The 12,718-nt window shown below is 56.3% G+C and carries 12 protein-coding genes; 7 read left to right on the forward strand and 5 right to left on the reverse strand.

The window, feature by feature from the left end; all coding sequences use genetic code 11:
* Positions 1–37: 37 nt before the first annotated feature.
* Positions 38–898 (reverse strand): DMT family transporter, encoded by an 861-nt coding sequence (locus A0U92_RS07110; protein WP_077812618.1) that lies wholly within the window; start codon positions 896–898, stop codon positions 38–40.
* 15 nt (positions 899–913) lie between these two features.
* On the opposite strand from A0U92_RS07110, the gene A0U92_RS07115 reads away from it, so the two are divergent.
* A complete protein-coding gene (locus A0U92_RS07115; protein WP_475638752.1) occupies positions 914–2,455 on the forward strand; it encodes an aminotransferase class I/II-fold pyridoxal phosphate-dependent enzyme in 1,542 nt (513 codons plus the stop codon).
* A 120-nt stretch (positions 2,456–2,575) separates the two neighbouring features.
* Here A0U92_RS07115 and purN read toward each other — a convergent pair whose 3' ends face one another.
* The gene (gene purN / locus A0U92_RS07120) at positions 2,576–3,202 is read right to left on the reverse strand and encodes a phosphoribosylglycinamide formyltransferase (protein ID WP_077812620.1); all 627 of its coding nucleotides are present in this window, start codon (positions 3,200–3,202) and stop codon (positions 2,576–2,578) included.
* An 11-nt stretch (positions 3,203–3,213) separates the two neighbouring features.
* On the reverse strand, positions 3,214–4,311 hold the full coding sequence (gene purM, locus A0U92_RS07125) for a phosphoribosylformylglycinamidine cyclo-ligase (protein WP_077812621.1): 1,098 nt from the start codon (positions 4,309–4,311) through the stop codon (positions 3,214–3,216).
* Between the two features lie 119 nt (positions 4,312–4,430).
* Here purM and A0U92_RS07130 point away from each other — a divergent pair, with 119 nt between their 5' ends.
* The 6 genes from A0U92_RS07130 (at position 4,431) to A0U92_RS17265 (ending at position 10,520) form a co-directional block, all read left to right on the forward strand.
* A complete protein-coding gene (locus A0U92_RS07130) occupies positions 4,431–5,177 on the forward strand; it encodes a P-loop NTPase family protein (protein WP_077812622.1) in 747 nt (248 codons plus the stop codon).
* Between the two features lie 302 nt (positions 5,178–5,479).
* Positions 5,480–7,657 (forward strand): RNA degradosome polyphosphate kinase, encoded by a 2,178-nt coding sequence (locus tag A0U92_RS07135; protein WP_236748350.1) that lies wholly within the window; start codon positions 5,480–5,482, stop codon positions 7,655–7,657.
* Positions 7,658–7,728: 71 nt separating this feature from the next.
* Positions 7,729–8,607 carry an aldose 1-epimerase family protein gene (locus A0U92_RS07140; protein ID WP_077812624.1) on the forward strand — a complete coding sequence of 293 codons (879 nt, stop codon included), beginning with the start codon at positions 7,729–7,731 and terminating at the stop codon, positions 8,605–8,607.
* A 3-nt stretch (positions 8,608–8,610) separates the two neighbouring features.
* A complete protein-coding gene (gene mltG, locus A0U92_RS07145; protein WP_187668886.1) occupies positions 8,611–9,636 on the forward strand; it encodes an endolytic transglycosylase MltG in 1,026 nt (341 codons plus the stop codon).
* A 112-nt stretch (positions 9,637–9,748) separates the two neighbouring features.
* Positions 9,749–9,997 (forward strand): hypothetical protein, encoded by a 249-nt coding sequence (locus tag A0U92_RS17260; RefSeq protein WP_149026405.1) that lies wholly within the window; start codon positions 9,749–9,751, stop codon positions 9,995–9,997.
* A complete protein-coding gene (locus A0U92_RS17265; protein ID WP_149026406.1) occupies positions 9,981–10,520 on the forward strand; it encodes a hypothetical protein in 540 nt (179 codons plus the stop codon). Before A0U92_RS17260 ends, A0U92_RS17265 begins: the two co-directional genes overlap by 17 nt.
* 210 nt (positions 10,521–10,730) lie before the next feature.
* On the opposite strand, the gene A0U92_RS07150 is transcribed toward A0U92_RS17265, so the two are convergent.
* A complete protein-coding gene (locus A0U92_RS07150) occupies positions 10,731–11,621 on the reverse strand; it encodes a lipid-binding SYLF domain-containing protein (protein ID WP_077812625.1) in 891 nt (296 codons plus the stop codon).
* Positions 11,622–11,734: 113 nt separating this feature from the next.
* A complete protein-coding gene (locus A0U92_RS07155; RefSeq protein WP_236748306.1) occupies positions 11,735–12,676 on the reverse strand; it encodes a hypothetical protein in 942 nt (313 codons plus the stop codon).
* Positions 12,677–12,718: the final 42 nt, after the last annotated feature.

The following is a 12,718-nucleotide window of genomic DNA, read 5'->3' on the forward strand; positions in this document are numbered from 1 at the left end:
CCTCGGTTGAATAGTCAGAATTGTTATTCTTTGCGGATCAGGAGAAACGTTTCGCACCGGCCACGCACAGAACGACGATGAGTGTCGAGGCAAGCATGGTCCAGGCAACCGGCTCATGCAGGAAAAGTGCTGCAAGCAGCAGGCCAAAGAAGGGTTGCAACAACTGCAACTGCCCGACGCCGGCGATGCCGCCCAGAGCCAGACCTCGATACCAGAAGATGAAACCGATCAGCATGCTGAAGACAGAAACGTAGCCAAGGCCGATCCATGAGGAGAGATGAATGTTTCCCCAACTGGTCGGCAGGTAAGCGAGCGCGATAATCGCCATGAGTGGCAGGGACAGCAGCAGGGACCATGAAATGACCTGCCAGCCCCCGAGACGGCGGGAGAGGGTCGCGCCTTCCGCGTAACCCAGGCCGCAGACAAGAATGGCGGCGACCATCAGAAGATCACCTGTGACATTACCGGCCTGACTGCCGTAAAGAGCAAAACCCGCTACAGCAGCTGCCCCTATGGTGGAGAACAGCCAGAAAGCGGGCTTCGGGTGTTCACCGCCCCGCAACACACCAAAAATTGCCGTAGCCAGAGGCAGTAGGCCAATAAAAACAATAGAATAGGCCGAAGTGATATGCTGTAGAGCCAGTGCCGTCAGAAGCGGGAAGCCAACTACTCCACCCACAGCGACAAGAAAGAGCGGAATAATATCCCGCCGTTCAGGTCGGGGTTGACGGAACGCAAACAGGAAAACGCTCCCCAGAAGAGCGGCGATCACAGCGCGTGCGCAGGTCAGGAAAATGGGTGAGAAATCCGCGACGGCAACGCGCGTTGCCGGTAGAGAGCCACTGAAGATTATGACGCCTAGCAAACCGCTGCCCCATCCTTCGGTCGTCCGTTTCATTACGGAAATCCTTGGTTGATAAATATTTGGATTGCTAGAATTTATGAGGACGAAATCCTCAGAGCCAGCTACAGTCCAATACAATTTTGGAAAACTGTATTGGTCGCAAAGCCCATACAATTTTTGAGGTTGGCAGTGGAATCTCAGCAGACGCGTACATCCGCCATTATGGAGGCAATCAGACAGCGTATCGCTGCGCGTGCTCTTGTGCCTGGTGATCGTTTGCCGTCCATACGACAGTTTGCGAAAACCATGCGGGCCTCACCGTCTACTATTGTTCAGGCTTATGATCGGTTGGTCGCAGAAGGCGTTATCGCGCCGCGCCTGGGTTCTGGCTTCTACGTAACAGGACGCACTCTTCCTCCTCTCTTGCTGGCTGAAGCCCACACACCAACGACCCGCGCTGTTGATCCGTTCTGGGTATCGCGTCAGTCTCTGGATTCTGACCCCACAACCCTGAAGCCAGGATGTGGCTGGCTACCCACCGAATGGATGCCGAATGACGCACTGCGTAAAGCGTTTCGCGCTGTGGCGCGTGGGGAGAATAGCATTCTATCGGAGTATGGCAGCACCAGAGGCGCAGTTCGATTGAGGCGCCTCCTGACCGCCCAGTTCGCCGAAGGAGGGCTTGATGTCAGCCCGGATCAGGTTTTGTTGACAGGTTCGGGTACGCAGGCAGTTGATTTGATCTGTCGTCTATTGGTCCGTCGGGGCGATACCGTTTTGGTGGACGACCCATGCTATTTCAATTTTCAGGCCCTTCTTCGAGCGCACGAAATCCGAATTGTCGGCGTACCATACACTGCGACTGGCCCTGATACTGAAGCTTTTGAGCAGATCATCCTGCGAGAAAAACCACGTCTCTACATCACCAATTCTGTTGTCCATAATCCAACAGGCTCTTCTCTTTCTCCTCAGACAGCATTCCGTTTACTAAGCCTTTCTGCGGCCTCAAATCTTCTAATTGTTGAAGATGATATCTTTGCAGATTTTGAAACAACGTTGGTACCACGTCTAGCGGTCATGGATGGGCTAGAGCATGTGATCCGGATCGGTAGCTTCTCAAAGACACTGTCTGCTTCGGTAAGATGCGGCTACATCGCCGCCCGACAGGATCTGATTGCCGGATTGATTGACCTTCAGGTGGCGACCAGCTTTGGAGGTCCTAGTCCTGTGATCACCGAAGTCATTGCAGATGTGCTGAAAGGCGGGAGCTATCGTAAACATATGCTGGAGATCCAGCGGCGTTTGGGGAAATCTCGCAAGGTAGTTGCCTGCAAACTGGAAGACTTGGGAATATTGCCATGGGTTGAACCCAAAAGCGGCTTTTACCTATGGTGCAGGCTGCCCGATGGACAGGACTCAACTGACATTGCGGTAAGAAGTATGGCTGATAACATCATTCATGCCCCGGGAAATGTCTTCAGTGTAAGTCAGTCTGCTTCTTCGTTCATGCGGTTTAACGTCACGCAATGCGAAGAAGAAAGGGTTTTTCACTCTCTTGAAGTTCTTTTCGCAGGGAGATCGCTGAGCAAGACCGCGAAGAGTGGGCTGTAATTCAAATCGATGCGTCATATGTCCGCTTTCGGGTTTGTGTCTCCCTATTTTTAATGTTTCTAACGAGGGCGAAAGCCGACATGCTCCAACAAGACAGTCAAAGCTCTCTCCACTATCTATTCAAACCACCAGCAGCCCGTCCTCACTCGAAACACTGTCGCTGTTTCCACCCAGCACGGCCTTCAAAGCCGCAGGATAAAGCACATGCTCCTGCACCAGCACACGGGCGGCCAGATCGTCCGCGCTATCCTTTTTCGGAAAGACAGGCACAGCCGCCTGAGCGATGATCGGTCCTTCATCCATACCTGCCGTCACATGATGCACCGTGCAGCCGTGGATACGCACCCCCGCTTCCAGCGCCCGTTCATGGGTATGCGTGCCGGGGAAGACTGGCAGCAGGCTGGGGTGGATGTTGATCATCCGTCCGGCCCATGCGTCCGTCAGGAAAGGCGTGAGCAGGCGCATGTAGCCAGCAAGGCAGACAAACTCGATACCCGCTTCCCGCAATCGGGCGTCGATGGCGCGTTCGTGCGCCTCCCGATCCTTGCCGAAAGCCTTGTGCGGCACCGCTTCGGCCGGCAGGCCAAGAGAGCGGGCGTAATCCAGTCCGGCCGCATCCTCCTTGTTGCTCAGGACAAGCGCGACGGACGCCGGAAAATCCGGTTCGGCACAGGCGGCGATCAGCGAGCGCATGTTACTGCCACGCCCGCTGATGAGAATGGCGATCGGGGTTTTGCGGATGCTCACGTCAGACTGTCTCAGGACCAGGAAAAGTCCGGAGAGACCACCATCTCCAGTGTGGGGGCGGCGTTCGCATCGGTGGCGGCTTCGATCTGGCCGAGAACGACCGGGGTTTCACCCATCTTGCTCAGGCGGTCCATGACAAGATCCGGCCTGGATGTGATCAGCACCATGCCGATGCCGCAGTTGAACACGCGCAGCATTTCCTCGGTGGCGACGTTGCCCGCTTTCGCCAGCCAGCCGAAAACCGGGGCAGGGGCCCACGGGCCGTCGATTACGGCTTTCACACCATTGGGCAGCACGCGTGGCAGATTGCCGGGCAGACCGCCGCCGGTGATGTGAGCGGCCCCACTCAGCAGACCTTCACGATGCAGGTCCAGAACCTGTGACACGTAGAGCTTTGTTGGCGTCATCAGCGCCTGTGCGAGTGTCTGGCCCGGCGCGAACGGGGCTGCGTCGTCAAGCTTGAGACCGGCGGCGGACAGGATACGACGCACCAGCGAGAAACCGTTGGAATGCACGCCGCTGGAGACGAGGCCGATCAGCGCGTCACCGGCGCGGATTTCGCCCGGCAGCAGCTTGCCGCGCTCGGCAGCGCCGACGGAAAAGCCGGCGAGATCATAATGACCGGCTGCATACATGCCCGGCATTTCCGCCGTCTCGCCGCCGACAAGAGCGCAGCCGGACAGACGGCAGCCTTCGGCAATCCCTTTCACAACCCTGGCGGCGTCTTCGACGGCCAGCTTGCCGGTTGCGAAATAGTCGAGGAAGAACAGCGGCTCCGCGCCCTGCACGACCAGATCGTTGACGCACATGGCGACCAGATCGATGCCGACCGTGTCATGCAGGCCGCTGTCGATGGCGAGGTTCAGCTTGGTGCCCACGCCATCAGTGCAGGAGACAAGGACCGGATCGGTGAAACCGGCGGCCTTGAGGTCGAACAGCGCGCCGAAACCGCCCAGTCCGCCCATGACACCCGTGCGGGTCGTGGCCTTGGCGGCAGGCTTGATCGCCTCGACAAGGGCGTCGCCTGCTTCGATGTCCACTCCGGCCTCGCGATAGGTGAGGCCTCTGGAAGAAGCGCTCTGTGAGGTTTCCGGGGGTGATGCGTTCATGGCGTCGGCTCGTTCTGGGCTGTGGGATGGTCTCGACAGGTGAGGGTCGAACATCCGGGACGTTTACGGTATCAGGTTTATGAGCACTCTTTAAGGCAGGCGGGGCGGCGCGCATAGCGGTGACGGAACAGGTTTATGATCCAGAACGCCCCGGTCAGCCCGGTTCGGGCGAAAAAAGGTCCGATGACATGCGCCAGTTGCCGCTGCCATTCGGACATAGGCGGCGTTTTGATGAGGCAGGATTCGTGTCGGGGCGCTCGAACGCGGCGGCGCGGACGTGGCTGTTTGCAACCGATGCGGAAAAAAGCTGGTCGGAGAACCGGCTGGCTCTCTGGGGTGGTCAGGGGCGTGGCAAGACGCATCTCCTGCGCGTGTGGGCGCAGCGCAACGATGCGATGATCGTGGATGCGGCGCAAGGACTGCCGGATATTGCGACATTGCTGGAGCGCACACCTCACGCGCTGGCGCTTGATGCGCTGCCTGAGCAGGGACTGGATGAGCTGGCGCTGCTGCGGATCATCAACACTTCCCGGGAACGTCGGATGCCGCTCCTCATGGTGGCGCGTACGCCACCAAGCCAGTGGACAGTGACGCTGCCTGATCTGTGCAGCCGCCTGCGCGCGACGATGACCGTGGAGATCGGGCCTGCGGAGGATGTGCTGCTTCATCGCCTGATGCTGCGTCTGCTGGCCGAGCGTCAGCTTGTCGTGCCCCGGCAGATTACAGACTGGCTGTTGCAGCGTCTGCCGCGGGAAGCCTCGGCGATAGAGGATGCGGTCAGTCGTATCGACGCGGTGACTCTTGCCTCGGGGCAGCCTTTTGATCTGCGGGCAGCCGCGCGCCTTCTGGCTGACCTGAGCGAATGAACAGGTCCATGGCGGTCTGAAATCAGGCAGATCCCTGTCTGTATTCTTAAATTGTCATATGACAAAAGGATGTAGGGATCATACGATTTAGCCCGCATAAAATGATACGCAGACAGTTATTGCGCTGAATCGCAGTCGCACAGGAGAGTATTTTGTCGGAGCATGAGGGAAACAGAACGCGAGGAGTGGGCCGTCGCGTGAAGGGAACCCGTGCGCCTGCGTCTACCACCAGATCGCAGGGCACTCGCCGGAAAACCGCAGCAACAGTCACGAAGGCTCAGGCGGGCACAGCCGTCGCACGAATACGGACGCGAAAAGCAGCGCCCGCGCCGGTTGAAATCACCGCTACTTCTCCGGATCGCTTCATCAATCGGGAATTGTCCTGGCTCGCCTTCAACCAGCGTGTGGTCGAGGAAGCCGATAACCGGCGTAACCCGCTGCTTGAGCGCCTGCGTTTCCTGTCCATCAGCGCCAGCAATCTCGACGAATTCTACTCCGTACGCGTCGCCGGTCTGGTGGGGCAGGTGCGGGAAGGGCTGGTTTCCCTTTCTCCCGACGGGCTGACACCCTCCCTCCAGCTTGTCGCCGTTCGCGAGCGCTGTGTGCAGCTTTTCCGTGAGCAGCAGCGTATCTGGATCCATCTGCGTGGCCTTCTGGCCGAAGCGGATGTGACGTTGTGCGGTCTTGAGCATCTCGATGCCGATGACCGGATCTGGCTCTCCGACTTTTTCATGGACCGCGTCTTTCCCGTCCTGACGCCTCTGGCTGTCGATCCAGCGCATCCGCTGCCGTTCATCCCGAACATGGGGCTTGCCCTCGGCCTGAGTCTCGTGTCCGAGGAAACCGGCACGTTTGTCATGAACGGCCTGATCCTGCTGCCCGCGCAGGTGGATCGTTTCATCCGTCTGCCATCGCTGCCGGGCAAGCCGCCGTCCGTGCGGTTCGTGCTGCTGGAAGACCTGATCAAACTGTGCATCGACCGGCTCTATCCGGGGCTGGCGGTCGTGGAGAGCGGCACGGTGCGCGTGATCCGTGACACTGATGTCGAGTTCGAGGACGAGGCGGAAGATCTTGTCCGCTCCTACGAGACGGCGCTGAAACAGCGTCGTCGTGGCGTGGTCATTCACGTCGATATGGAAGAAAGCGTGCCACGCGGTCTGGTGGATGCGATTGTCGACGAGCTTGATCTGCCGCCTGAAGAAGTTTCGATTCATTCAGGCATGATCGGTGTGGTCGATCTGAAGCAGATGATCGTCGATGACCGTCCCGACCTTCTGTTTCCCCCATACACCCCTCGCTTTCCGGAACGGATCGTGGATTATGGCGGTGACTGTTTCGCCGCCATTCGCGCCAAGGATCTGATCGTCCACCATCCGTTCGAAAGCTTCGACGTGGTGGTGCAGTTCCTGCGTCAGGCGGCGCTCGACCCGAACGTGATCGCCATCAAGCAGACGCTTTACCGCACGTCGCGCGACAGCCCGATCGTCAAGGCGCTGATCGAAGCCGCCGAGGCGGGCAAGTCGGTCACAGCCATGGTCGAGCTGCGGGCTCGGTTTGATGAGGAAGCGAACATCCGCCTGTCCCGCGCGCTTGAAGCGGCGGGCGTGCAGGTGGTGTTCGGTTTCTCGGACCTCAAGACCCACGCCAAGCTGAGTCTCGTCGTGCGCAGGGAGGGTGGAACAGTCCGGTCCTACGCACATTTCGGCACCGGCAATTATCATCCGATCACGGCGAAGATTTATACGGACCTCTCTTTCTTCACATGCAGCCCTGAGCTGGTGCGTGATTCCGCGCGTCTGTTCAACTATGTCACCGGTTACGCCAAACCCGCCCAGATGGAGGCGATCGGCTTCTCACCGCTGACATGCCGCAAGATGCTGAAAGAGCTGATTGACGATGAGATCGAGCATGTCCGTCAGGGACGGCAGGGGCATATCTGGCTGAAGATGAATGCGCTTGTTGACCCGAAGCTGATTGACAAGCTGTATGAAGCCTCGTGCGCCGGTGTGAAGGTCATGGGCGTCGTGCGCGGTATGTGCTGCCTGCGGCCGGGCGTGCCGGGACTGTCCGAGAACATCCGCATCAAGTCGATCGTCGGACGCTTTCTCGAACATGCGCGTATCTATGCGTTCGGTAATGGCCATCGCCTGCCATCCCGTTCCGCCAAGGTGTTCATCTCTTCGGCGGACTGGATGACGCGCAACATGGACTGGCGGGTAGAAAGTCTGGTGCCGATCACCAACGCGACGGTCCACGCGCAGGTGCTCGACCAGATCATGGTGACCGACCTCAAGGACAACCTGAATTCCTGGATTCTGGAAAAGACAGGTGTCTGGCGGCATCTTGATCCGGGCAGCAAGCCATTCTCGGCGCATGAATGGTTCATGACCCATCCATCGCTGTCGGGCAGAGGGTCGGCGGCGACCCAGATCACCGGGCGTTCCGCGCAGCCTCCACGTGACCGTCTGGCGGACGACTGAACCCTGTTGTCTCTCTTTGCGAAGCTCCGGAAATCTTTCTATAAAAGGGAAGGATTTTCGGAGACGCCCAGATGAGCACTGACCGGTTTGTGTTCGGTGATGAAAAACTCACAGCGACAGTATCCGCTCAGGGAGCGGAACTGGTTTCCCTGACGCTGCCGGACGGCACGGGTGTGCTCTGGGACGCTGGTCCGGCATGGCGGCGGCACTCGCCTGTATTGTTTCCGATCGTGGGACGTCTTCCCGACGATCAGGCGATTATCGGCGGCAGACCTTATCGCATGACGCAGCATGGTTTCGCCCGTGACTGCGTTTTCCAGTGGGTCGAGCAGAAGCCTGACAGTTGCACTTTGTCGCTGGAAGCGGACGATCAGACGCTCGCCGTCTTTCCGTTCCGGTTTCGTCTGTGGCTGACCTATCAGATCAGCAACGGAGAGCTGACGGTTCTCTATACGGTTCGCAACATGGAAGAAGGCAGGGAGCTTCCCTTTTCGCTGGGAGCGCATCCCGCTTTCCGCTGGCCTTTGGAAAAAGGCGGAAAGCGCGAAGACTATCGCCTGACTTTTGAAGAGCCCGAGCCTGAACCCATCCGTCGTCTTGAAGGTGGTCTGCTCGATCCTGCGTCGCGTCCGACGCCTGTGGAAGGCGCTGTTCTGGCGTTGCTCGATGATCTGTTTGTTGAAGACGCCATCATCTTCGACCGGATCAGAAGTCGTGTCGTGACGTTCGGACGTCCGGGTGGGCTGGCTCTCCGTATGTCATGGCATGGATTTCCTGAGCTGGGCGTGTGGACCAGGCCGGGCGCTTCGTTCCTGTGTATCGAGCCATGGCAGGGTTACGCCACACCGCATGGTTTCAAGGGGGAGTTTCGTGACAAGCCGGGTGTGGTGAGTGTTCAGCCTGGTCAGGAATGGTCGGCGTCCTGGTCAGTGAGCGCTGTTCAGGTCTGACCCGTGGCGGATCAAAAAAAAAGACGGACTGCTCCGGCGGGGAAGCGTCGTTCCTGGCTGCGGACAGGCGCCGGGGTAGTGGCGGCTGTCTTGCTGACGGGAGGCGCCGTCACCGGGGCAGGGTGGTGGCGCTATACCGCGCCCGGTCCGTTGTCCTCACCGACAGCATTAAACATCCCACATGGCGGATATGCCAGCACCATTGCCGCTCTGCGTCAGGGGCAGGCGCTTTCATCCGGTGTGATGGATGACTATGTCTTTCGCACAGCCATCGCTTTGACCCGGCATGAGGGGCAACTGCACGCGGCGGAGCTGATGTTTCCGGCTCATGCTTCCATGCGGGACGTGTTGTCGGTTCTTCGCCATGGTCGGCCTGTTGTCCACCAGTTGACCATTCCCGAAGGACTGACCGCCAGCCAGATAACGGCGCTCGTTGAGGCGGCGCCTTTTTTGAAGGGCGGCATCACGAGTTTGGCGGAAGGTGAGGCTCTTCCCGAAACCTACAGCTATTTACGTGATTCGGATCGCGCGGTGCTTATAGGCAGAATGAAGCAGGCCATGCAGCGGCAGGTCGAGACTGTCTGGAACGGTCGTGATCCATCCATCGGCCTGTCTGATCCGGCGCAACTGGTGACGCTTGCCTCCATGGTGGAGAAAGAGACCGGCTTGCCGGAAGAGCGGCCCCGTATCGCGCGCGTCTTCCTGAATCGTCTCGGCAAGGGCATGAAACTTCAGTCCGATCCAACGACCGTCTACGCCCTGAATGGGGGAGCGGGGCCTTTGGGAAGACCTCTTGTTCATTCGGACCTGATGATTCAGAGCCCCTATAATACTTATGTGAGTACGGGCCTGCCTCCGGGCCCGATCTGCTCGCCAGGGGTTGCTGCGTTGCAGGCTGCTGCTCATCCTGCTGCGGGCGATGAACTGTATTTTGTCGCGACCGGCTCAGGTGGCAGCCACTTTGCGTCGTCGCTTGATGAGCATAACCGGAATGTTTCGGCTCTTCGGAACAAGTCACAGGATAAGTAAAAAAACAGTTAATTTATGTAATTAAATTACAACATGTTTTTGTATTGGTTGTTTTACGAATTATTATATTAAAATATCCAAAATTACTTATTGTATTTTTGGGGATTTTAATATGAAAATGAAAAATGTATATATTCTAGGGCCATCTCATATTCATAGTGATTTTACAAATATAGTTTCTGATGATATAAAATATGGTCTCATTTTTAATGGTTGTACTCTGGATGGTCATTGTGGAATTCCAAACTGGTCAAGATATATTTATGATAAAATAAAAGAAAATTATGAAATTAATAATGATGTCGTATGGATTGTTTCTGATTTTAAATTTAATAACATGGATTATGAAAAAAATAAATGATATAGTTGGAACTGGCAATTATTTTCTTGATTCAATGGGGTTTCCAGGAAATGTTGATAAAAATTTCATGGATACTCAGCATATATCGACACTTGGGTTTCATTCATTAAATATAATAGATAAAATAATTAAATATTTTCCAAATATAAAAATTTTATTTTGGTGTTTATATGTTAGAAGTAGATTGAATAATTCAAGTTATCCAAATTGGCTAAAATATAAATCAATAAAAAACAGATATATGAAAAATATCATTGATATTGATAGATTTACCTCTCCGGAAGTATTTTCAACATTTGTAAAGGATTTGGGAGGGCATCCAAATAGATTTGGATATTATTTTTTAGATGAAATTATAAACAAAAAAAGTTTATCGAATATCAATATAAAAGAATTTGATTTTATATCATCAAGAAAATTTGATTTTTTGCGCGGAAATGGAGACTTCATATCGGAAATTTATTTCGATTCTAATGGGTCTATTGGTCTGTACAATAATGTAAATGAAAAAAATGGTCTATAGATAATGGAAGTGTTTTATTTAAAAATGAAAAAGATGAAATTTCTACAATTTTCAATAGATATGAAGTTCATGGTGAATATATATATATTTTATAGGAGATTTCCTTTTGGAGAGTGAAGGGCAGAAACACATAATCAGAACAAAAATGAATTAGGTTTTGTCCTGATTATATGACCTCCAGAATAAATGGAACCGCTAACTGAATTGTGCTCAGTAGCTTTTTGACGGGACTGACGGCCGAGATCTGAGCGGAGCCAGAGACTGGCTCTGGATTCCGCTGCCACTGTTGACTACGGGGGCGCTGTTATAGGGTGTGAGCTGAGCCTCACCCGAAGAAGTGATGTCGCCGGAAGAAGAGCTACCGCCAACAACCGGGTTGGCAGTCATTGCAGCCGCGGCCGACGCGTTATAGCGGCTCAGGATGGCGCGTAGCGGATCGGCTCCGGCGTTGTTCACGCGCATGGAGATCACAATCTCGGTCGGCCCGACTATCTGGTTGTAATAAGCGCGGTTCGCGTCGCTGTCGACCGTCAGCTTGGCGCCGCTCAGAGCTACGCCTGCAAACAGACCTTCCGATTTCTGGATTGCCATGATGTCGGTGTTGGAACGCCCGGCTGTGCCGCTTTCGATGCCGCTGCCCATCGTTGCAAAGGACGCCGCAGCGTTCGCGCCGAACTGAAACTGGCTGTCGAGCAGCGCCTGCAGTCCGCGATCGCTCATGACGAAGAACATGATTGCTGAAGACTGTATCCCCAGCTGAAAACCGATCGAGCCAGAACCGAATCGGTAGAAGGCAGGGTCAGACCATGATCCACGGGCGTCACGTGAAAGAAGCAGGCATCCTCCACCTGAGCCACCGATCCCGATCGACATGCGGAAGATGGAAGGGCAGACCATTACGGCCCGGGACTGTCCCAGATAGCGGTAAACGCGATCGGTGGTTTTCGCGCCCGTGAACATATCCTGAACCGCGAGGGTGGCCTTGTCGACCAGCATCTGTTCGGTGCTGCTGTCGGCGGCGTGTCCCACGGTGGAAAGGCCAAGCATCCCCACCATCACAGTGGAAGAAAGAAAAAGCCGGGTCAGGCGGCGAGCCCGCATAGGAGATCTCCTGTCACGAGGACGGTGGCGACCAGAATCGCCGGAATATATGGCTCAAGCATGGCGACAGATGCGCCCGGACGCAATTTGCCGGGCACGCAGAGCTCTTAACCCTATCTGAGAGGAAGAGGAACACCGTTCACAGTCAGGATACCGCCTTCCCAGTTCGTGTCCCATGTATTGCTGTCACCACTCTTGTGGCTGACAATCCGGGCCAGCACCAGAGCGGCGGCAATCTTTGTCTGGGAATCCTGCTGCGCCTTCTGGATGAGCGTGCTGATATCCCTGATTTCCAGATGACCGCTTGCGGAGGCGCTGTCGTGCTCGCCGGTCAGGGTAGCGCGTCCGTTCCCGGAGAGTTCGACCGTGTCCCGTTTGGCTGAAAAGGACTGGATGGCGACATGCACGGCGGGAAGCCGGGCGGATTTGCCCGCCGTGGCGGCCATCAGGCTGGCCAGTTCATCGGCGGGCAGGGAGAAGGAGGCCTGAGCGGAGGATGGTATCAGCGACGTCGCCGCTGTACCGCTGGTGGCGACACCACTGAAGCTCAGGACGGCCCTGGCGTCGGGTCCTGCTCCGTTGATGGCGAGCCCGGCATTGGCCATCGACACATGCAGGGCGCCATGTTTCACGGCCACGGAGGTCCAGGCCAGCTTCAGCGAATGACCTGCGGCAAGACTATCCTGAGCCACCTGGCCCTCGGCTTCCAGCCACTGCGAGCAGGCGGCGTTGTGATGGCCGATCAGGGCCGCCAGCAGCAGCACGGAAGCGGCGTCCGCGACATCGCCAGCGGTGCCGGTCGTGCCTGCAAGAGTCTGGCTCGCGGCGCTCAGCGAACCACCGTTTGCTGGAAACGTCACTGTAATGTGACTGAAGGCGGCATGATCTTCACCACTGTCCGCGTTTTCATGATGGATTGTGGCGCATCCGGCAGGAACGCTGGCGGCTAGCGCCGGTTCGACGCCCCAGAGTGCGGCGGCAAATCCGAGAACGGAAGCCGTCATCTGCCAGAGAGAGCGGCGGCGGAGAAGGGAGTGAGTGGATAAGTGCTTCATGTGATCTTAAAAGTGGCGCAAGTGATCCCTATGCGCAATCTG

The organism is Acetobacter aceti (assembly GCF_002005445.1).
In the GTDB taxonomy this organism is placed as follows: domain Bacteria; phylum Pseudomonadota; class Alphaproteobacteria; order Acetobacterales; family Acetobacteraceae; genus Acetobacter; species Acetobacter aceti_B.